Origin of the sequence: Pseudorhodobacter antarcticus (genome assembly GCF_900110135.1) — a bacterium.
In the GTDB taxonomy this organism is placed as follows: domain Bacteria; phylum Pseudomonadota; class Alphaproteobacteria; order Rhodobacterales; family Rhodobacteraceae; genus Pseudorhodobacter; species Pseudorhodobacter antarcticus.
This window is the reverse complement of the sequence record NZ_FOCO01000027.1, coordinates 20,663-40,934: the sequence shown is the minus strand read 5'-3', so window position 1 is coordinate 40,934 and position 20,272 is coordinate 20,663. Positions and strand designations below refer to the sequence as shown.

Below are 20,272 nucleotides of genomic sequence, written 5' to 3'. Positions count from 1 at the left end.
ATCATTCCGCCGCGCAAGAACGCCAAGCCATGGAAACCCGACACTCCTGGCGCGATCGCGCGGAACGAGGCCCTCCGCGCGTCGAAACGCTTCGGCCGGACGATATGGCGACGATGGAGCGGCTATCACCGCCGAAGCCGCGTCGAAACAAAGATGCACTGTGTCAAACTGCTGGGTCAGCGCCTTATGGCGCGGGACTTCGACCGTCAGGTCGCGGAGTTCCAAGTTCGTGTTGCCGTCCTGAACGGCTTCACCACTCTCGGCACGCCCATTACAGAAGTCGTGGGATAAGTCTGTCCGGGGATAGGGGAACCCTCACCGTCAGACCATTTGTGCAACAGAGCCAGTATTAATCATAAAAAAGAAGAGCCGCAACAGCGACTCCCCTTTCAACATTTACCGTAGGGGCTGGGGGTTAGGACGCCTTTTTTAATTCAAGGGCGTGGGGGTTAGCCGCCCCAAGAGCGAACCGGGCCGCAATCCATATGCACGAAGTTGGAGCGGCTGTATTTGCCAACCCCGCCAGAGGCACAGGCCGCAGCCGCCTTGGCCATTTGCCCGGTGGAGCGGGATTTCAAACGCAGATCGGCCGCTTGGCCTTTCATATGCAAGGAATTGCGCGCAACGCCACCAGATTTGGATCGCAGCATCGCGTTGGTTTTGGGGCTGCGATAGCCTGACAGCATCATATAAGGTTCGGACGCGTCCATCAGACGGTGCGAGGCGGCCATGATATCAACCGTGCGCGGGTCCATATTTACGGTATCACCCGACCGCCAATCGCGCATGAAGTGGTTGATTTCTTTCAACGCTTCTTTGATGTACTCGCCTTCGACCCAATAAATGGTGTCGATGCTTTCACCTGTGCGGCCCGAATACATCTTGATGCGCCGAATATCGCCGGCGCCGCGCAAAAACCCGAAAGCATTGCTGTAGGTGGGGGTCGCGATCAACGCTGTCGCTGCGAAAGCCCCAAGCAGCCCACGTCGCGTGATCATCGTTCCAGTATCATTCGTCATAAAAGCGCCTGTCCCGTCGCTGGTATTCTACCACTTATCGCGGTCTTTGCTGCACTTTGTCCCGAGTGCCCTTGCCTTATGGCACAGGTCGAATCGCAACCCAAGCAAAGATTGACTTGGTTCCCCAACATGCCACCCGATAGGCAAATACTTGCTTAAATTGTTCCGAGGTCGTTAAAACTGTGGCAAAAAAAAGCCATGTGCCTGGAATGTGACACTTGGCGCCCTTTCTACGGGTTTGTGAGTGGACAGACACATCATCTTGATGCCTTTTTTCCCAAACGCGCTGATGCTTGAGGTTTTTTATGGTTCTGTCTGCTGTCTCTCGTCCTGCGATTGTTCGCGGTGCTTCTATATTTATGCTTTCTGCCTTGATGTGTGGGACGGCCATGGTGCCGGGATTTGCGCAAACCAAGGTGGTGTTTTCAGCGCCGCAAACGATTGGGGCGTTCAGTCAGTCTGTTGCGGCGGCGGCATCTGACGATGAAGCGGTGGCAAGGTTTTACCGCGACAGCGATTACGCACCAATCTGGACGGGTCCGGGACAAGAGGCGCGGCGGTCTGCGTTGCTGTCTGCCTTGGCCGGGGCGCGCGCGCATGGATTGCCGACCAATCGCTATGATCCGGCGCAGTTGATAGCGCTTGCGGCGGCGGCGCGGACCGAAGGCGACCGGGGGCGGTTAGATGTGACCTTGACCCGCGCACTGCTGGATTACGCTCATGACGTGCAAACGGGTGCGTTGGAGCCGGGCAAAGTTATTCCGCTGATCAAGCGTGAGGTGCCGCTGCGCGACCGCCGCGCCAACCTAGAGGCGTTTTTGGCCGCAGAACCTGTGGCGTTTTTGAAATCACTGCCGCCGCGCAGCCCGGCCTATGCGCAATTGATGCGCGCCAAGTTTGAGCTGGAGGCCCAGGTGGCCGCTGGCGGTTGGGGGCCAAAAATTGCGGCGGCCAGCCTGAAACCGGGGGCAACGGGGCCCGCGGTGATCCAGATGCGCGACCGTTTGGTGGCGCTGGGGTATCTGTCACGTTCGGTCACCGCAAGTTATGATGGGACAATTTCCAAAGCGGTGCAGGCGTTTCAGACCGACATGGGGCTGGAAGCGAATGGCGTTGCCGTGGCCAGCACGATTGATGAGTTGAACATTGGGCCAAAGGCGCGGCTGGAATCGGTCGTGGTGGCGATGGAGCGCGAGCGTTGGATGAACATTCCGCGCGGCGACCGCCATATCTGGGTGAACATGACCGATTTCACCGCAAAAATCGTTGATCATGGGCGTGTGACCTTTAGCACCCGGTCGGTGATTGGCGCGTTGGACAAAGATCGCCAAACGCCAGAGTTTTCCGACGAGATGGAGTATATGGCGATCAACCCATCGTGGAACGTGCCACGGTCGATCACCACCCGCGAATATTTGCCGATGATGAAGCGCAATGCGGGGGCTGCGGGGCACCTAAAGATTATCGACAGCCGGGGCCGGGTTGTGCCGCGCAGCGCCATCAATTTTGCCAAATATACCGAACGCAGCTTTCCTTATTCCATGCGCCAGCCGCCATCCGACAGCAACGCGCTGGGGTTAGTGAAGTTCATGTTCCCGAACCAGTACAACATCTATTTGCACGACACCCCGTCCAAGTCGCTGTTTGCGCGTGAAGTGCGGGCGTTCAGCCACGGCTGTATCCGCCTTGGGGACCCCTTTGATTTCGCCTATGCGCTGCTGGCGGCCCAAAGCGATGACCCGGTGGGGATGTTCAAATCGGTGTTGGCGACAGGTGTTGAAACCAATTTGCGCCTTGATGTGCCGTTGCCGGTGCATTTGGTGTATTTCACCGCCTATCCATCGGCCAAAGGGCGGATGGAGTATCGGCGCGATGTTTATGATCGTGACGCAGCGATTTTTCGCGCCTTGCAAGAGGCCGGGGTGGTGCTGGAGGCGCGGGCGGGCTAAATCCCTTGTGATTGGCCCGGTTGGCCGTTGGTAAGGGAGCCGCGTGATGGCCCATACGATTGCGGAAATTGCGGCGGCCCTTGGCGCGCAAGCGGTGGGGGATGTAACGCTGCGGGTAAGCGGCGCGGCCGAGCCTGCGGCGGCGCAGGTGCATGAATTGGCGCTGGCGATGGACCCCAAATATGCGGGCGGATTGGCGCAAGGGGCTGCGGTGGCAGCGCTGTTGTGGCAAGGGGCCGATTGGCATGCGCTGGGGTTGAAGGCCGCGATATTTGCGCCGCGCGGTCGTTTGGCGATGGCGGGATTGTCGCGGATGATGGACGCGGGGCCAGCGATTGCGCCGGGTGTGCATGCGATGGCGATTGTGGATGCGTCCGCACAGATTGGTGCTGGGGCCGCGATTGGGCCGTTTGTGGTGATTGGCGCAGGCGTGGTGATTGGCGCTGGCGCGCGGATTGCCAGCCATGTGAGCATTGCGGACGGTGCGCGGATTGGCGTTGATGCGTTGATATTGCAAGGTGCGCGGATTGGCGCGCGGGTTGTGATTGGCGACCGCTTTATTTGCCAGCCGGGTGCCGTGATTGGGGCGGATGGGTTTTCGTTTGTTACGCCCGAAAAATCGGGGGTGGAGGAGATCCGCGAAACGCTGGGGCAGCGCGATGTTGGCACCGCGCAATCTTGGACGCGGATACATTCACTTGGCGCTGTAACCATCGGGGATGATGTGGATATTGGCGCGAATGCCTGTGTGGACCGCGGCACCATTCGGGATACGATGATTGGCAGTGGCACCAAGTTGGATAACATGGTGCATATCGGGCATAATGTGCAAATTGGCCGCGATTGTTTGCTGTGTGGGCAGGTTGGGATTGCGGGCTCCAGCCGGATTGGTGACCGCGTGGTGTTGGCGGGGCAATGCGGGGTCAATGACAATATCTTTGTGGGCGACGATGTGATTGCGGGCGGTGGCACCAAGATTTTCACCAATGCGCCTGCCGGGCGGGTGTTGCTGGGTTATCCTGCGGTCAAGATGGAGACGCATCTGGAAATGCAAAAAGCGTTGCGCCGCTTGCCACGCTGGATGAAGAACGTGGCGCAAGCCACTGATAAAGGGGAATAAAGCGTGACTGTGGAAGAGCGCGTGCGCGCGATTATTGCCGAGCAAGCGATGCTGGATGTGGCGGACATAAGCCTTGATTGCACGTTGGAAAGCTTGGGCGTGGACAGTTTGGCGCTGGTTGAGGCGATATTTGCGATAGAAGAGGCGTTTGATATTTCCGTGCCTTTCAACGCCAATACGCCTGAGGACAGCGGGTTTGACCTGACATCGGTGCGCACGATTGTGGCGGCGGTGCAGGGGTTGATTGACGCGCAAACCGCATGAGGCGGGTTGTTATCACCGGGGCGGGCACGGTCAATGCGCTGGCGCAGGATGTGGTGGGCACGTTTGCCGCCTTTGCCAATGGGCGCTGCGCGATTGGGCCGCTGGATGTGCCGGATGTGGAACGGTTGACCATTCGCATTGGCGCGCAAGTGCAGGGCTGGCAGCCGGAGGTGCATTTTTCGCGCGGTGAGCTCGGGCTGTTTGACCGATTTACGCAATTTGCGGTTTATGCTGCGCGCCAAGCGGTGGCGCAATCGGGGTTGGTGTTTCAGGGCGATCTGGCGCTGGAGGCGGGGGTGGTTTTGGGCACCGCTGGCGGTGGATTGATCACCCAAGATGAGAGTTTTCGCGCGGTCTATGCCGAAGGGAAAAACCGGGTGCATCCGTTTGTGGTGCCGCGCTTGATGCACAATGCGGCAGCAAGCCATGTGTCGATGGCGTTTGGGCTGCAGGGCCCGAGTTTCACGGTGTCGACCGCTTGTGCCAGTTCCAACCACGCCATGGGGCAGGCGTTCCATCTGGTGCAGTCGGGGGCGGCGCGCGTGATGGTCACCGGCGGGTCCGAGGCGATGCTGAGTTTTGGCGGTATCAAAGCGTGGGAGGGCTTGCGCGTGATGTCCAAGGATGGATGCCGCCCGTTTTGCGCAACCCGCAATGGCATGGTGCAGGGCGAGGGGGCGGCGGTGTTTGTGTTTGAGGACCGCGACCATGCGGTGGCACGCGGGGCCGAGATTTTGGCGGAAGTTGTCGGGTTTGCAATGACTTCGGATGCCAGTGATATTGTGATGCCAAGCGAGGCGGGGGCGGCGCGGGCGATTGCGGGGGCGTTGCGGGATGCGAAACTCGCCCCCGGTGATGTGGGCTATATCAACGCGCATGGCACGGGGACGGCGGCGAATGACCGGACCGAATGTGCGGCAATTATGCGCGTGTTTGGGGCGGATACGGATGGTTTGATGGTGTCATCGACCAAAGCCGCGCATGGGCATATTATTGGCGGGACGGGGGCGGTGGAATTGCTGGCCTGCATCATGGCGTTGCGCGATGGGGTGATTGCGCCAACGGTTGGATATGTGGCGGCGGATCCGGATTGCCCGCTGGACGTGGTGCCGAATGAGGCGCGACAGGCGCGGGTGGCGGTGGCGCTGTCAAACGCCTTTGCCTTTGGCGGGATGAACGCAGTTTTGGCGTTGCGCCGGGGGTAACGCCGCGCGGATCAGGCGCGGCGTGTGTTGGCTTTAGTTGCCGTTTGCCGCGTTCACCGCGTCATAACCTGCGGTAAAGCCGGTCAATGGCACAGTCAATTCCACCTTTTGATCGGGGGCAACGGCGGGCACGATTGTTAGCTTTGCCTCATTCCCCTTTTTGAAACCATCCACTTCGGCTTGGGTAAACCCGATGCGCGCGATGCAGCCTGCGGGTGAACACCACGCAAAGGGATAATTGCGCGCCTTGCCAGTATCGACAGCCAAGACCAGATCGGCGGTGAGCAACGTTTCCAACGGCACGATCACAGTTGCACCTGCGGCCGCTTGTTGACCCTGTGGCAGACCAAACAACGAAATCTCGGCGACACTGGTGCCATCGCTGTCTTTCAGCAGGTGGTAAAGTTGGCAGGGGGCAGGGTTTTCTGTGTTGATGTCGCAGCGCTTTGTCCAAGTGCCAAACAATTCATCGGTGAATTGAGGCGCGGCGGCAGCACCCGTGCCCGCTTCGGTGCCCATCGACAGGCCATCGGCGGCGGCGGTGGTCCCAACCACTGGGGCGGCGGCTGCATCGGCGGCTGCATTGGCGGCGGGGGCATCTGCTGCGGGGGCAGCGGTGCCTTGGGCAAAGGTGGCTGTGCCCAGAAGTAAGCAAAGGGTTGTTGCAAAAAACGGTGTGGATTTGGTCATGCGTTTGGTCCTTTAACGACTGGCCTTTAACGACTGGCCTTAAATGGTCTGATGGTCGCATTAGCATGGCGGCCGGGTGAAGTCAGGCCCGAAAACGTCGCGCGATGGGGGTGCGATGGCAATATACCGCGCATACAAGGTGGGGTGCAAAATGCGTGTTTGGGATGTGCGGGGACGCATTTTCTGGGGAGGCGGGGAAAAAGCGAAAGGGCCAGCGAACCGGCCCTTTTCTTGAATTTTTTTGCTCCCTGTCGGACTGGCCGACTTCATTGGTAGAGAACTTAGGGCCTAATTGTGCATGCGTCAACAGGGGAAATTCACGGCTTTGTGCGGTGGGGAATGAAAAAAACCGCGCCTTTTCAAAGGGCGCGGCCAGTTTAACAGGGAGGAAGTCACACCAACCGGGCCTTTCGACTGGGTTGGTGACAACAGTTCTGGCACAGAACGGTTAACAATGTATTTTGACAGCGATGGGCGGCGCGGCGAGGCGTTGCACCTAAAGGTTGAAAGGGGTTTTTGTGACGGTTGAGAGCAGCATTTTTGTGGGCGGTGGCGGGGCGACTTATGGTGAGGCGCAAAACCTGTTGTTGGGGTTTGGCAACCGGCATGGATTGATCGCGGGGGCGACGGGGACGGGTAAAACCGTGACGTTGCAAATTTTGGCCGAGGGGTTTTCAGCGGCGGGTGTGCCTGTTTTCATGTCGGACGTGAAGGGCGATTTGTCGGGCGTGGCGCTGCCGGGGTCGGCGGATCACAAGCTGCACGCGGCGTTTGTTAAGCGTGCGGAAACAATCGGCATGGATTTGAAGTATTGTAGCTTTCCGGTGACGTTTTGGGACCTGTTTGGCAAGCAAGGCCACCCGGTGCGCACCACCGTGGCCGAAATGGGGCCACTGTTGTTGTCGCGGTTGCTGGAGCTGACGGAGCCGCAAGAGGGCGTGATGAACGTGGCGTTCCGGCTGGCCGATGATGAGGCGTTGCCGATGTATGATCTGAAAGATCTGCGCGCAATGCTGACGTTTATTGGTGAAAATGCCAGCAGCATCAGCACAGCCTATGGGTTAGTTTCGACCAGTTCGATCGGGGCCATTCAGCGGCGGTTGTTGGTGTTGGAGAATCAGGGTGGGGCCAATTTGTTTGGCGAGCCGGCGCTGGCGCTGTCTGACATGATGCAAGTGGACCCGGATGGGCGGGGGCGCATTAACATCTTGGCGGCGGACCAGTTGATGGGCGCGCCGCGGCTTTATTCGACGTTTTTGCTGTGGCTGCTGTCGGAATTGTTTGAGGAATTGCCCGAGGTGGGCAACCCGGACAAACCCAAACTGGTGTTTTTCTTTGACGAGGCGCATTTGCTGTTTGATGGCGCGCCCAAAGCGTTGGTTGATAAGGTTGAACAGGTGGTGCGCCTGATCCGGTCCAAAGGTGTTGGGATTTATTTTATCACGCAAAAACCGGCAGATGTGCCCAATGATGTGCTGGCGCAATTGGGCAACCGGGTGCAGCACGCGCTGCGGGTGTTCACGCCGCGCGACCAACGCGATTTGGTGTTGGCGGCGCAAACCTACCGCGAAAACCCGCGTTTTTCGACGGAGGATGCGATTAAAGAGGTCGGTACGGGGGAGGCCGTGACATCGTTTTTGCAAGATAAAGGGATACCGGGCGTGGTGGAGCGCACACTGATCAGGCCGCCGAGCAGCCAGTTGGGGCCGATTGATGCGGGCGTGCGGGCGATGTTGATGGCCGCATCGCCCATTGCCGGGAAATATGAAGCGGTGATTGACCGCGATTCGGCGTTTGAACGCCTTCGTGCGCGGGCCGAGGCGGCGGCAAAAGAAGTGGCGGCTGGTGAGGCGGCGGAAGCGCGGGCGGTGTTGGAGGCCAAGGAAGAGCGCGAGTTTAAAGCGGCGCGGCGGTACGATGGCGGGGCCGCAAAACCTGCAGCGCGGCGGCGGACTGCGGGCACATCTGGGTCGGCGGATTCGGTGGGGGAAGCGTTTGCAAAATCATTCGCGCGGCAATTGGGCACGCGGGGTGGCCAAGCGATTGTGCGCGGGATTTTGGGGTCGTTGTTTAAGAAACGCTGATGGTTGGGGTGATGTGCGCGCGCACATCACTCCCATTCGATAGTGCCGGGCGGCTTTGATGTAATGTCGTAAGTTACCCGGTTAATCCCTTGAACTTCATTGATAATCCGCGTTGCGGTTTCACCCAGAAAATCATGGGTGAAGGGATAGTAATCGGCGGTCATGCCGTCAACGCTTGTCACCGCGCGCAACGCGCAAGCGAAATCATAGGTGCGCGCATCGCCCATCACGCCCACGGTGCGGACGGGCAGAATTGCAACGAATGCCTGCCAGATGTCATCGTAAAGCCCGTGTTTGCGGATTTGGTCGATGAACACCGCATCGGCCTTTTTCAAGATCTCCAGCTTTTCGATTGTAATCTCGCCGGGGCAGCGGATGGCGAGGCCGGGACCGGGGAACGGATGGCGACCGATGAAGGAGGCGGGCAGGCCGAGTTCGCGGCCAAGCGCGCGGACTTCGTCCTTGAAGAGTTCGCGCAAGGGTTCGACCAGTTTGAGGCCCATTTTTTCGGGCAAGCCGCCGACATTGTGGTGGGATTTGATGGTGACTGAAGGCCCGCCAGAGAAGGAAACGCTTTCGATCACATCGGGGTAAAGGGTGCCCTGGGCAAGAAATTCTGCGCCTTCGATGCCGTTTGCGTATTTTTGGAACACGTCGATGAACAGGCCGCCAATGATTTTACGCTTGGTTTCGGGGTCTGACACGCCGTTGAGTTTGCCCAAGAACAATTCGGATTCGTCGGCATGGATAAGTGGGATTTTGTAGTTTTCGGTGAACATTTTAACGACCTCAGCCGCCTCATTTTCACGCAGTAACCCGTGATCGACGAACACGCAGGTGAGTTGGTCGCCGATCGCCTCATGTATCAAAACGGCGGCCACGGAACTGTCCACGCCGCCAGATAGGCCGCAGATTACGCGTTTGTCGCCGACCTGCTGCTTGATTTTGGCAATCGCATCCTCGCGGTAGGCGCCCATGGTCCAATCGCCGGTAAAGCCTGCGATGCGGATGAAGTTTTCATAGAATTTCGCGCCGTTCGGGGTGTGATGCACCTCGGGGTGGAATTGAACGGCGTAAAAGCGGCGCGCAGGATCGGCGATGATGGCAAAAGGCGCGTTGGGGGAGGTGCCATACACCTCAAACCCCGGGGCGATTTTGGAGACGTGATCGCCGTGCGACATCCAGACCTGTTCGCGGTCGGTTTGAAACCAGCCATCCAACAGGTCGGTTTTGGCAGGCGTCGGCGTGACAAACGCACGGCCAAATTCGGCGGTGCCGTGGCCGCGTTCAACATGGCCGCCCAAGCAATGCATCATCACCTGTTGGCCATAGCAGATGCCAAGGATGGGCACGCCATAATCCCACAGGCTGGCGGGGGGCATGGGCGCACCATCGGCGAACACCGAAGCCGGGCCGCCAGACAAGATCACCGCTTTTGGCGCGAAATCGGCCAGAAACGCGTCTGTCACCTTATTGAACGGGTGAATTTCGCAATAAACACTCAACTCGCGCAAGCGCCGCGCGATGAGCTGCGTGACCTGAGAGCCGAAGTCGATGATGAGGAGGCGTGCATGATGTGTCATGCACGGGGGATAAGCAAGGATAGGGCGAATCGCAAGGGGCCAAACGCGGGGCGCGGGGTCATGGTGGGGGTTGGATCCGGGGAATGTCGGTTTTGGGGGATATATGACGGAAATGTGGGACGCTTGGATGCAGAATGGCGGCATAAGGGCTGCGAATGGGCCGCGTGTTTGCGGGCAAAGATGGAGTGATCGTGATGAATGAAGCGGCAGGACGGCGGGCGCGGGGCGGTGGTGGGTCTGTGCGGCGGGCGGAACGGACGGCCGTTAGCTTTGACGTGGCGAAGTTTATCACACGCAACATTCCGAATTTTGAGATTCTGAATGAAGAAGCGTTGCAGATTATTGAATACAACGCGGAAACAGTGCTGGAGGAGATTGGTGTTAACTTCATCGACAATCCCGCAGCGTTGGACCGTTGGCGCGCGGCTGGGGCCGATGTGAAGGGCGAGCGGGTGCATATTCCGCGCGGGTTGGCGCGGCAGTTATGCGCCACGGCCCCGTCGATGTTCACGCAACACGCGCGCAACAGCGACCGCAACGTGGACATTGGTGGGCGCAATTTGGTGCTGGCCCCGGTCTATGGCCCTCCCTTTGTGCGCGACCGTGAAGGCGGGCGGCGTTACGCCACGATGCAGGATTTTGAGAAGTTCGTAAAACTGGGCTATATGTCGAAATGGGTTCACCATTCGGGTGGCACGGTTTGTGAGCCGACCGATATTCCGGTGAACAAGCGGCATTTGGACATGTTGCGCGCGCATATGGTGTTGTCGGACAAGCCCTATATGGGGTCGGTCACGGAGCCAGAGCGCGCGGCGGATTCGGTGGAGATGTCGAAGCTGCTGTTTGGCGCGGATTTCGTCGATCAAAACGTGGTGATGACCAGCCTGATCAACATCAACAGCCCGCTGACATTCGATTCGACCATGATGGGCGCGTTGGAAGTCTATGCAAAAGCGGGCCAAGCGGCGATTATTTCGCCCTTTATCGTGGGGGGGGCGATGGCCCCGGTGACGGTGGCGGGCACGTTGACACAAGTGTTGGCAGAAGTGTTGGCGGGGGTTGCCTATAGCCAGTTGGTGCGTGCGGGCGCCCCGGTGATTTTCGGGGCGTTTGTGACGTCGATTGACATGAATTCGGGTGCGCCGACGTTTGGGACGCCGGAGGCTGCGCATATCACCTATGGTGCGGGGCAGCTCGCGCGCAGGTTGAATTTGCCGTATCGTTCGGGCGGGTCGTTTTGCGGGTCCAAACTGCCGGATGCGCAGGCGGCGTATGAAACGGCGAACAGTTTGAACATGGCGCTGCTGTCTGGGGTGAACTTTATGCTGCATGCCTGCGGCTGGTTGGAAGGCGGCCTTGTGTCGTCGTTTGAGAAGTTCGTGATGGATGCGGACCAGTTGGGCACGCTGCATCATTTGGCCCAAGGGGTGATGATGGACGACAACGGGCAGGCGATGGACGCGCTGCGCGAAGTGGGGCCGGGCGGGCATTTTCTGGGCTGTGAGCATACGCAAAAGAACTTTAAATCGGCGTTCTGGCGGTCGGAACTGTTTGATTATAAACCGTTTGAGACGTGGTATGAGGAAGGCGCGCGCGATACCGAAACGCTGGCGGCCAACCGTGTTGCCAAGATGATTGGCGATTACCAAGCGCCTGTGCTTGATGAAGCCGTGCGCGATGCAATTGATGATTATGTCGCGCGCAAAAAGGCGAGTATGCCTGACGCGTTTGTTTGATGCGTGTGCCTGCGTTCACCTAAAACGGGTTTTGCGTTTATGTGACGTTAAGGTTTGACGGTAAAACGGCCCCTCCGGCAGCGGGGGGGCCTTTTTTGCATGTGGCGTTAGGCTGCGGGGCGCAGCAGCCGCGCCTCGGACATTATGGCGATGAGAAGTTCGATGTGTCGGGCGATGGAATAGCCGGCATCGCCGTTGCGGCGGGTTTCCTCGGTCTGTTCTTCGGCATCGAACAGGCGTTTTAGGGCGGATTCGGGGCTGGGCGGGGTGGCTGCGTTGATAAGGCGGCGCAAATCGCGGTCACGGCGGTAGTCGCCCATGCCATGGCGGGCAGCGCGGACCAAGAGGCGAGGGCGGCGCAAATTGGCGAGAATGGTGCTGAGATCGGACATAAAGCCTCCTGTTGAAATGTGATTGCATGTTGCATCAAGACAACCGGGCGTTGCGCGACTGTCCCTTTCAGCGCACGCTGCTTTTCCATTTGTTTATGATTTGGAAACAATTATGGGCGAAAGCGAAGATATTAACGAACAGGTAACCAATGCTCCGCAAAGTTGAAAATGTCCAAGACGGGATCAAAAGCTTGGCAAGAGCGGCACAGGACGGTGTGATGGGATCAAATCTGAGTTCGGAGTTTTCGCTGCCTGCATGGCTGCCCGATGCGGCACGCCTGTACCTGGACCACACAGAACAAGGGGTTTCCCTACGACAATTGGCAAAGCGTGAAGGCTGCCATGCGTCGACTGTGCTGCGACAGGTGCGCCGCACGGAATGCCGCCGCGACGACCCTTTGGTGGATGAAGCGCTGTGCGCGCTTGGGCGGGTGCAGGACAACGACCCTTGCAACTCCAGCGATAAGGAAGCCAGCCCCATGACCGCCCCGATCAGACAAGAGACAATGACGATGGATGAAGCCACAATTTTGCGCGAAGGCCGCACGGTGTTGCGCCGGTTGGCGGAGGTGGACACAGTGCTGGCGATTGCGCACGATATGGAAAAGGCGGCAGTGCTGCGCAGTTTTGCCGATGGGCGCACGGTGCGGCTGGCGGTGATTGACCGGGCCTTGGCGCAGGCGTTTGCGTTGAAGGAGTGGATCGGGTGCGAAAAGCAAGGGCGGATTTCCAGCTATCATATCACAGCGGTGGGGCGGGCGGCGTTGAAGCGGATGCAGGCGGGGCCGGAGGGGATGGCCGAGGCGCAAACGGCGTTTGGCGACCAGCATCGCGACTGGGAGCCTTTGGGTTCGGGGCGCGATACGGGGCGCGATCTGGGCGAGGACAAGCGTGGGCGGTATAATTCGGCGGAAAGCCCGGTGCAGGTTTTGGCGCGCCGGCGGGACCGCGATGGCAAGTCGTTCTTATCAGCCGAATTGGTGACGGCGGCCGAGCAGTTGCGGATGGATTTCGAGTTGGCGCAGATGGGGCCGCGCGTGACCCAAAACTGGGAGCGGTTTTTGACCGGGGGTGATCGGGGTGGGTTTGCGCCGGGGGGCGGCACGGGCGGTGCAGCGGATGCGCGCGAACGGGTGTCGGGCGCGTTGCGCGATTTGGGGCCGGGGCTGGGGGATATGGTGCTGCGCTGTTGTTGTTTTTTGGAGGGGTTGGAGGTGGCGGAGCAGCGGATGGGCTGGTCGGCGCGGTCGGGCAAGATTGTGCTGCGGATCGCGTTGCAACGCCTGCGGCTGCATTACGAGACGTTGTATGGCAAACACGGCCCGATGATTGGGTAAGGGGATAGGGGGGGCCGGGTTGGACCCCCCTTTTTTTGGGTTTAGGCCGGGTTGCGGGTGATGTTGGCCTTGTTCAAAAGGCCTGCCAGCGCGCCGCCCACCAAAGGTGCCACGATAAACAGCCACAGATCGGCCATGGCCTTGCCGCCGACAAACACTGCCGGGCCAAAGGACCGCGCGGGGTTCACGGAAACGCCGGTCATGTTGATGCCAACCAAGTGGATCGCAGCCAAAGTAAGGCCAATCGCCGACCCGGCAAAGCCTGCAGGTGCGTCTTTTTGGGTTGCGCCCAAGACCTCGGTGACGAAGATGAAGGTTGTGACGCATTCAAACGTCAGCGCCGCCATTATGGAATATTCGCCCAAATAGCTCGCGCCATAGCTGTTTTGGCCAAGACCGTTGGTGGCCAGATCATAGCCCGCCTTGCCCGATGCGATGATATAGATCACGCCTGCGGCCAGCACGGCGCCGATCAATTGCGACACGACATAGGCGGCGAAATCGGATGTCGACATCTGGCCAGCCATCAGCGCGCCCAAGGAGACGGCGGGGTTAAGATGTGCCCCCGAAATTGCGCCAAGCCCGTAAGCGGCGGCGACGATTGCCAGACCAAAGGCCATTGCAATGGCGTGGAAACCGATAAATTCGCCCATCAGCACAGCCGCGCCGCAGCCGAAAAACACCAGAATGAAGGTTCCCAAAACCTCTGCGATCATTTTGTTAAACTGTAAAACCTGCCATTTTTTAAGTTTGCGCCGAGTGCATAGGGCCCCGGCATTTTTGAGGGTGCGGTTATAGGCCGCACTGGTTGTTTGATCCCTGAAAAAAGGGTAATTGGGAAAAAGAATTTTTGTCAGGGGGAAAAATAGATGCGTGATCTCAAACTGCCGGAACAGCGCCACCCCGAAAAAGCGCATCGCGTCGACAATGCGCAGCCAAAAAAACCCGATTGGATACGGGTGAAAGCGCCCACGTCCGAGGGGTACAAGCGGACGCGTGACATTTTGAAAGAGCAAAAGTTGGTCACCGTCTGTGAGGAGGCGGGTTGCCCGAATGTGGGCGAATGTTGGGGGCAGGGCCATGCCACTATGATGATCATGGGCGAGATTTGCACGCGCGGCTGTACGTTTTGCAACGTGGCCACGGGCAAGCCGCAAACGCTGGATGCGTTTGAGCCGGGGCGCGTGGCCCATGCCGTGCAGCAATTGGGGTTGAACCATGTGGTGATCACAAGCGTTGACCGGGATGATTTGGCAGATGGCGGGGCCGATCACTTTGCGCAAACCATTCGTGCGATTCGTCACCGCAGCCCGGATACGACGATTGAGATTCTGACCCCCGATTTCTTGAAATGCGCGCCCGAGGTTTTGGAAAAAGTGGTTGAGGCGCGGCCCGATGTGTTCAACCACAATTTGGAAACCGTGCCCGGCCTGTACCCCACGGTGCGGCCCGGTGCGCGGTATTTCCATTCGCTGCGTTTGTTGCAGCGGGTGAAGGAGTTGGACCCTGCAATGTTCACCAAATCCGGCATTATGGTGGGATTGGGTGAGGATGCCCAAGGCGTGCGGCAGGTGATGGACGACATGCGCGCGGCGGATGTGGATTTTTTGACCGTTGGGCAGTATTTGCAGCCAACGCCAAAGCATCACCGGGTGGACCGCTTTGTGACGCCGGATGAGTTTAAGGCCTATGAAACCGCCGCTTATGGCAAGGGGTTTTTGATGGTGTCGGCGACGCCGCTGACGCGGTCATCCTATCATGCGGGGGATGATTTCGCGCAGATGCGCGCTGCGCGCTTGGCGAATCTTTCGCAGTAAAGTGCGCTGCGGGGTTAAATGGCGCGCGCCGGGGGCCAGCCCCCGGACCCCCGGGATATTTTCAAACAGAAAAAGCGCTAGTCTGCGATTGCGGGGACGCGCTTTAGGTAGGAGGAGATTGCTTGCACGTCGTCGAGTGGCAGGCGGGCCATGTTTTGGACCACATGCACCATATGGCCGCCTGCACTGTCATATTCGGGGGTGAAGCCGGTGGTGAGGTAGGCTGTGATGTCGTCTGTTGACCAATCAAGTGCGCCGGGGGTGATGTTGGGCACGCGGCCTTTGCCGGACGGGTCGGGGGCGCCAGCCATCCATTTTGCGCGGTCGAGCCCGCCAAGCGCGTTGCGTGGGGTGTGACATTCCGCGCAATGGGCGAGGGATTCTGCAAGGTAGCGACCGCGTTCCTCTTGTGGGGTTAGGGGGGTGGGGATGGTCCATTCATCCGTTGCGAACAGGAACTTCCAGCCGCCAAGGTTGCGCCGGATGTTGAAGGGAAAGCCGATGTCATGCGGTTGGCTGGGTGTTGTGCTGGGGGGCAGCGTGTCCATGAAGGATTTGAGGTTGGCCACGTCTTGCAGTTTCATCTTGTTATACGAGGTGTAGGGGAAGGCGGGGTAGTAGTGTTGCCCCGTGGGCGAGACGCCGCGCGTTACCGCGTTGGCGAAGGTTTCCAAGGACCAACCGCCGATGCCGTGGATGGGATCTGGGGAGATGTTGGGGGCGATAAAGGTGCCGAAATTAGACGGGAATTTTTGCCCCCCCGCAAGGATGAGTTCGGCGTTGCTTGTTGCATTGGGGGCCATGTGGCAAGACGCGCAGCCCGCGGTCCAAAAGATGTCTTTGCCCGCCATTGCATCGCCCATGAGGCCCGCTGTGGCGACGGCGGGCAATGGGTTTGGTGTGGTGATCACCCAGAATGCAGCGCCACCAATAACGGTAAGCGTTGCGGCGGAGATAAGAAGGCGGCGCATGATGGGACTTTCCCCTAAGGAGTGGTCAGTTTGCTGTGTGCTGCGGCGTGGTGCAATGGGGCCAGCGGTATTGTGATTGGCGTGGGTTGTCAGGGCAATCTGTGGGCGCGGCCGCCGCCGTTGGGGGTGAGCCATTCGGGCCAGCCGAACATATATTCAAAGCCAAAGATCAACAAGCTGACGGCGATCACGCCGATGACCAGTTTGACCATTTGCGGTGAGGGCGGGTTGCGGACCCAGCGGGCCATGCGCAAAAACCAGATATAATTCATGTGAGGTGCCTGATGTGGGTGGCGAGGTCGTGCCACGGGGTCGCGGTAAAGGTGGCGCGGGCGGCGCCGGAGGGCGAGGGGAGGACCCAGATGGGGATGTTGGAAAGTGCCGGATGGGTGGTTTTGCCTGCGGGATGGCGGGCGCCTAGGGCTATTTTAGCGGCGGTAAGGCTGGTGAAAGCAAGGGTTTGCGGGCGCAGGGTGGTGATGAGTTGGTGGAGGCGGTTCGGTGTGTAGGCCGTGCGCGGGATATCGTGGTCCATGCCGGAGGCGGTTTTGGCGAGATCGGTGAGCCCGATGCCAAGGCTGGGCAGCAGGTGATCATCTGCGGGTTGGAACAGGCGGGGGGTGAGGCCGGTGTCAAACAAAAGGGGCCAAAAGCGGTTGCCGGGGCCTGCGTAATAATGGCCGCGTGTGGCGGACGCGTGGCTGGCGGCGGTGCCGCAGAAAATGAGTTTTAAGCCCTTGGTGACAAGGTCGGGAAGGATCATGGCGTGTCGGTAAAGCGCACTTTGCCGATATAGGGCAGGTTGCGGTTGCGTTGGGCAAAATCAATGCCGTAGCCCACGACAAATTCATCGGGGATGGTGAAGCCGGTCCATGTTGCCGATACTTCCACCTCGCGGCGGGTGGGTTTGTCGAGCAGCACGCACACCTCCATCCTTGCTGGGTTGCGCGATTGCAAAAGGTGCAGGACATGGGTGAGGGTGTGGCCCGTGTCCACAATATCTTCGACCACAAGCACATCGCGGCCTGCGATTTCACCGCGCAAATCTTTCAGGATGCGAACCTCGCGGCTGCTGTGGGTGGCGTCGCCATAGCTTGACGCCTCAAGAAAATCGACCTCGACGGGCAGGTCGAGTTCGCGCACGAGATCGGCGATGAACACGAAAGAGCCGCGCAGCAGGCCCACGACGACCAGTTTGTCAGTACCGTGAAAATGGTCGCGGATTTGGGTGGCGAGCGCTTCGATTCGCGCGGCGATGGATTTGGCGGAGATCATCTGATCTATGACATAAGGTCTCGGTTGCATGCTGGCCCCTTGATTTCTGGGGCTTGTTTATCCAAAACCAAAGGCCAAGTCACGAAAAAGCCTGAGCCACGGGAAAGCCTGATTATGCCACGCCACAGTGAGACAAAGCGCCTGCCCTATACCGCCGACCAGATGTATGGGTTGGTGGCCGATATTGAGAGTTACCCGCAATTCTTGCCGTGGAATTCGGCGGCCCGTGTTCGGTCGCGCAAGGCGGTGGGCGAGAGTGAGGTGCTGGAGGCGGATTTGGTGATCAGCTTTAAGGTGTTTCGGGAACGGTTTGGCAGCCGGGTCGTGTTGTGGCCGGGCGCGCGCAAGATTGACACGGAATATCTGGATGGGCCGTTTCGGTATATGCGGTCAAACTGGGCATTTCGCGATGCGGAGGGCGGTGGTTGCGAAGTTGATTTCATGGTGGATTTTGAATTCAAGAACGCGATTTTGCATGGAATCATTGGGGTGGTGTTCAATGAGGCGATGCTGCGGGTGGTGCGCGCGTTTGAGCGGCGCGCGGCGGCCCTTTACGGGTCAGCTTAGGGCGGCGGCGATCAGGGCAAGGGCGTGGCTGGTGGCGGCTTGGCGGATGTTTTCGCGGCCCAAGGGGCCAAATTCCACGGTTTCAGTGCGGGTGGCATGCCCGCGCATTGCGAGGCCAAAGCACACGCGCCCTTCGGGTTTGTGGTCTGACCCGCCGGGGCCTGCGATGCCTGTGATCGACAGGGCAATGCCCGCGCCCGAATGGTGCAGCGCGCCTGCCGCCATTTCCACGGCCACCCCTTCGGACACCGCGCCATAGGTGGCAAGGGTTTCGGGCGACACGCCGAGCATGTCGATTTTGGCGGCGTTGGAATAGGTGATATAGCCGCGATCATACACATCGGATGAACCGGGCAAGTCGGTAAGGGCGGCGCTGAGCATGCCACCTGTGCAGCTTTCGGCGGTGGCGATGCGCAAGCCGCGCGCGCGGGCGGCGGTAAGGATGCGCGCGGCGGTTGCGGTCACATCAGCACCAAATGGGCGAAAATGGCGAGGACGACCACGCCGAGGCCTGCAAACAGCCCCGCCCACAGATCATCCAGCATCACCCCATCGGCATCGCCACGCGCATCGGCGCGGCCCACCAGCCAAGGTTTCCAAATATCGAACAGACGGAACAAAAGGAAGGCGGCGACCCAGCCGGGATAGGGGAAGTTATCGCTTGGAGAGCCTACATACCAAAAGGCAAAGGAGGGAAAACACAGCGCAATCCATTGGCCTGCGACCTCATCAATCACGATTTCAGACGGGTCATCACCCGGTTTGTCCGCCAATTCGCGGCGGCAGGCCCAAAAGCCAACGGCGGTGACCAATAGGGTGGCGACCAGCAGCAAAGGAAAATGGCCGATGCGGTGCAAGATCAGGCCCACGCCGATGGCCGCCGCAGACCCCCATGTGCCTGGGGCAGGGCGCAACAGGCCAACGCCAAAAAAGGTTGAGATGAGGCGAGAGAGGGTCATGGTTTCACCAAGGTGGCTGTGGCGAGGGCGGCGATGCCTTCCTCTCGGCCCGTAAAGCCGAGTTGTTCGCTGGTGGTGGCTTTGACGGAAATGCGGGTGATGTCGACGCCCATGATGTCGGCCAAGGCCGCGCGCATTTGCGCTGCGTGGGGGCCGATTTTGGGGCGTTCACAGATCAGCGTCACATCGGCGTTGCCCAAACTGTATCCGCGCGCGCGGGCGGTTGCCATGGCGTGGCGTAGGAAGATGTGGCTGGCGGCGCCTTTCCATTGCGGGTCGCTGGGCGGAAAATGCTGGCCGATATCGCCATCGGCCAAAGCGCCGTAAATCGCATCGGTCAGCGCGTGCATGCCCACATCGGCGTCCGAATGGCCCAACAGACCGCGCGCGTGAGACAGGTTTACGCCACACAGCCAAACATGATCACCATCGCAAAAGGCGTGTACGTCAAAGCCATTGCCAAGCCTTACATCCATTTTTACGCCTGCTTTCTGTGCTGTAATATCTGTTCTGCGCGGGCCATATCGCCGGGCAGGGTGATTTTTATGTTGTCTTCATCGCCCGCGACGATGGCAACTGCAAGCCCTGCGGCACGCGCCACCTCTACATCATCGGCAGCATTTCCGGGATGGATGCGGTGCGCGGCGAGAATGGCAGCGAGGTGAAAGGCTTGCGGGGTTTGGGCGCGAAACAGGTTGGTGCGTTCAGCGACACCGGTGACAAGGCCATTTTCGCCGCGCCACAGGGCATCGGTGACGGGCAAAGCGGGGGCTGCGGCGGGCTGGGTTTGCAGGGCGGTTTGCAGGCGGGCGATGAGGGCTGCCGTGACGAAAGGGCGCGCACCGTCATGGATGAAAACTTGGGATATGTGATTTATATCAATCGACTCCAGCGCGTTCTTAACAGATTTGGCGCGGGTGTCGCCGCCGATAATCAGGCGCACATCGGGGCCAAGGTAGGCTGCGTGCGGCGTGTCATCGGGGTGGATTGTGACCAGAATTTGCGTAAATCCCAGCGTTTGAAACGCCGCAACCGTGTGAGCCAGCACAGGTTTGCCGCCCAAGTGCTGCCATTGCTTTGGGATTTTGCCCCCGGCGCGAAGGCCACGCCCGGCGGCAGTGATGATGACGGCGCTGGTCATTTTTGCGTCCTTTGGCTGGGGGATTGTTTAGGCGATGCGCTTTGCAAGGGCAATCGGGTGCTTTGACAATTGCGGTTGATTAAATTTTAGGCAGTTGCGGTTTTCGATTATTTTTTGGGCCGGGGCGTTTGTGTTTTGGTCGCGGCGCGGGTATTTGTTGACC

Annotated in this window: 23 protein-coding genes; 10 read left to right on the top strand and 13 right to left on the bottom strand. The window is 59.4% G+C overall.

Annotation, left to right across the window (positions count from 1 at the left end; translation table 11 throughout):
- On the top strand, positions 1 to 291 hold a 291-nt coding region (locus BMY36_RS13180), incomplete at its 5' end, for a transposase (protein ID WP_139194050.1).
- Positions 292 to 449: 158 nt separating this feature from the next.
- Here the strand turns inward: BMY36_RS13180 and mepK are convergent.
- The gene (mepK, locus tag BMY36_RS13175) at positions 450 to 1,019 is read right to left on the bottom strand and encodes a peptidoglycan L,D-endopeptidase MepK (RefSeq protein WP_050519234.1); all 570 of its coding nucleotides are present in this window, start codon (positions 1,017 to 1,019) and stop codon (positions 450 to 452) included.
- A gap of 374 nt (positions 1,020 to 1,393) precedes the next feature.
- On the opposite strand from mepK, the gene BMY36_RS13170 reads away from it, so the two are divergent.
- Genes BMY36_RS13170 through BMY36_RS13155 form a run of 4 tightly spaced genes read left to right on the top strand, consistent with a single transcriptional unit; the run spans position 1,394 to position 5,557 of the window.
- A complete protein-coding gene (locus tag BMY36_RS13170; RefSeq protein WP_419186869.1) occupies positions 1,394 to 2,968 on the top strand; it encodes a L,D-transpeptidase family protein in 1,575 nt (524 codons plus the stop codon).
- 46 nt (positions 2,969 to 3,014) lie between these two features.
- Entirely contained in the window at positions 3,015 to 4,088 is a 1,074-nt protein-coding gene (lpxD, locus tag BMY36_RS13165) for a UDP-3-O-(3-hydroxymyristoyl)glucosamine N-acyltransferase (RefSeq protein WP_050519233.1), read from the top strand.
- 3 nt (positions 4,089 to 4,091) lie between these two features.
- Positions 4,092 to 4,352 carry an acyl carrier protein gene (locus BMY36_RS13160; RefSeq protein WP_074818800.1) on the top strand — a complete coding sequence of 87 codons (261 nt, stop codon included), beginning with the start codon at positions 4,092 to 4,094 and terminating at the stop codon, positions 4,350 to 4,352.
- Positions 4,349 to 5,557 (top strand): beta-ketoacyl-[acyl-carrier-protein] synthase family protein, encoded by a 1,209-nt coding sequence (locus tag BMY36_RS13155; RefSeq protein WP_050519232.1) that lies wholly within the window; start codon positions 4,349 to 4,351, stop codon positions 5,555 to 5,557. The genes BMY36_RS13160 and BMY36_RS13155 overlap by 4 nt, the downstream gene beginning before the upstream one ends.
- A 33-nt stretch (positions 5,558 to 5,590) precedes the next feature.
- On the opposite strand, the gene BMY36_RS13150 is transcribed toward BMY36_RS13155, so the two are convergent.
- Entirely contained in the window at positions 5,591 to 6,247 is a 657-nt protein-coding gene (locus BMY36_RS13150) for an invasion associated locus B family protein (protein ID WP_050519231.1), read from the bottom strand.
- Between the two features lie 518 nt (positions 6,248 to 6,765).
- On the opposite strand from BMY36_RS13150, the gene BMY36_RS13140 reads away from it, so the two are divergent.
- A complete protein-coding gene (locus BMY36_RS13140) occupies positions 6,766 to 8,331 on the top strand; it encodes a helicase HerA-like domain-containing protein (protein WP_050519241.1) in 1,566 nt (521 codons plus the stop codon).
- Positions 8,332 to 8,357: 26 nt separating this feature from the next.
- On the opposite strand, the gene guaA is transcribed toward BMY36_RS13140, so the two are convergent.
- Positions 8,358 to 9,914, bottom strand: coding sequence for a glutamine-hydrolyzing GMP synthase (guaA, locus tag BMY36_RS13135; protein WP_050519240.1), 1,557 nt, complete (start codon positions 9,912 to 9,914; stop codon positions 8,358 to 8,360).
- Between the two features lie 194 nt (positions 9,915 to 10,108).
- Between guaA and BMY36_RS13130 the strand changes: the two genes are divergently transcribed.
- Positions 10,109 to 11,650: a trimethylamine methyltransferase family protein gene (locus BMY36_RS13130; protein WP_050519239.1), complete on the top strand. Its 1,542-nt coding sequence runs from the start codon at positions 10,109 to 10,111 to the stop codon at positions 11,648 to 11,650.
- A gap of 107 nt (positions 11,651 to 11,757) precedes the next feature.
- Here the strand turns inward: BMY36_RS13130 and BMY36_RS13125 are convergent, their stop codons facing one another.
- Entirely contained in the window at positions 11,758 to 12,042 is a 285-nt protein-coding gene (locus BMY36_RS13125; RefSeq protein ID WP_050519229.1) for a DUF6477 family protein, read from the bottom strand.
- Between the two features lie 218 nt (positions 12,043 to 12,260).
- On the opposite strand from BMY36_RS13125, the gene BMY36_RS13120 reads away from it, so the two are divergent.
- A complete protein-coding gene (locus BMY36_RS13120) occupies positions 12,261 to 13,379 on the top strand; it encodes a DUF6456 domain-containing protein (RefSeq protein ID WP_050519238.1) in 1,119 nt (372 codons plus the stop codon).
- A gap of 41 nt (positions 13,380 to 13,420) precedes the next feature.
- On the opposite strand, the gene BMY36_RS13115 is transcribed toward BMY36_RS13120, so the two are convergent.
- Positions 13,421 to 14,095, bottom strand: a complete 675-nt coding sequence (locus BMY36_RS13115) for an aquaporin (protein WP_050519228.1) — start codon at positions 14,093 to 14,095, stop codon at positions 13,421 to 13,423.
- A gap of 153 nt (positions 14,096 to 14,248) precedes the next feature.
- On the opposite strand from BMY36_RS13115, the gene lipA reads away from it, so the two are divergent.
- Positions 14,249 to 15,196: a lipoyl synthase gene (lipA, locus tag BMY36_RS13110; protein ID WP_050519227.1), complete on the top strand. Its 948-nt coding sequence runs from the start codon at positions 14,249 to 14,251 to the stop codon at positions 15,194 to 15,196.
- Positions 15,197 to 15,273: 77 nt separating this feature from the next.
- On the opposite strand, the gene BMY36_RS13105 is transcribed toward lipA, so the two are convergent.
- From BMY36_RS13105 to hpt, 4 genes are all read right to left on the bottom strand, one after another.
- Positions 15,274 to 16,167: a cytochrome c gene (locus tag BMY36_RS13105; RefSeq protein WP_050519226.1), complete on the bottom strand. Its 894-nt coding sequence runs from the start codon at positions 16,165 to 16,167 to the stop codon at positions 15,274 to 15,276.
- A gap of 89 nt (positions 16,168 to 16,256) precedes the next feature.
- A complete protein-coding gene (locus BMY36_RS13100; RefSeq protein ID WP_050519225.1) occupies positions 16,257 to 16,439 on the bottom strand; it encodes a hypothetical protein in 183 nt (60 codons plus the stop codon).
- Complete coding sequence (locus tag BMY36_RS13095) at positions 16,436 to 16,930, bottom strand: mismatch-specific DNA-glycosylase (protein WP_050519224.1); 495 nt, start codon at positions 16,928 to 16,930, stop codon at positions 16,436 to 16,438. The genes BMY36_RS13100 and BMY36_RS13095 overlap by 4 nt, the downstream gene beginning before the upstream one ends.
- Positions 16,927 to 17,472, bottom strand: a complete 546-nt coding sequence (gene hpt, locus BMY36_RS13090; protein WP_050519223.1) for a hypoxanthine phosphoribosyltransferase — start codon at positions 17,470 to 17,472, stop codon at positions 16,927 to 16,929. Before hpt ends, BMY36_RS13095 begins: the two co-directional genes overlap by 4 nt.
- Before the next feature lie 84 nt (positions 17,473 to 17,556).
- On the opposite strand from hpt, the gene BMY36_RS13085 reads away from it, so the two are divergent.
- Positions 17,557 to 18,009: a type II toxin-antitoxin system RatA family toxin gene (locus BMY36_RS13085; RefSeq protein ID WP_050519222.1), complete on the top strand. Its 453-nt coding sequence runs from the start codon at positions 17,557 to 17,559 to the stop codon at positions 18,007 to 18,009.
- Here BMY36_RS13085 and BMY36_RS13080 read toward each other — a convergent pair.
- From BMY36_RS13080 to ispD, 4 genes are read right to left on the bottom strand one after another with little or no spacing between them, the layout of a single operon-like run.
- Positions 18,001 to 18,474 (bottom strand): CinA family protein, encoded by a 474-nt coding sequence (locus BMY36_RS13080; protein ID WP_050519221.1) that lies wholly within the window; start codon positions 18,472 to 18,474, stop codon positions 18,001 to 18,003. The genes BMY36_RS13085 and BMY36_RS13080 overlap by 9 nt on opposite strands.
- On the bottom strand, positions 18,471 to 18,968 hold the full coding sequence (locus tag BMY36_RS13075; RefSeq protein ID WP_050519220.1) for a phosphatidylglycerophosphatase A family protein: 498 nt from the start codon (positions 18,966 to 18,968) through the stop codon (positions 18,471 to 18,473). The genes BMY36_RS13080 and BMY36_RS13075 overlap by 4 nt, the downstream gene beginning before the upstream one ends.
- On the bottom strand, positions 18,965 to 19,444 hold the full coding sequence (gene ispF, locus BMY36_RS13070) for a 2-C-methyl-D-erythritol 2,4-cyclodiphosphate synthase (RefSeq protein WP_050519219.1): 480 nt from the start codon (positions 19,442 to 19,444) through the stop codon (positions 18,965 to 18,967). Before ispF ends, BMY36_RS13075 begins: the two co-directional genes overlap by 4 nt.
- Positions 19,445 to 19,446: 2 nt before the next feature.
- Positions 19,447 to 20,109: a 2-C-methyl-D-erythritol 4-phosphate cytidylyltransferase gene (ispD, locus tag BMY36_RS13065; RefSeq protein WP_050519218.1), complete on the bottom strand. Its 663-nt coding sequence runs from the start codon at positions 20,107 to 20,109 to the stop codon at positions 19,447 to 19,449.
- Between the last annotated feature and the right edge of the window lie 163 nt (positions 20,110 to 20,272).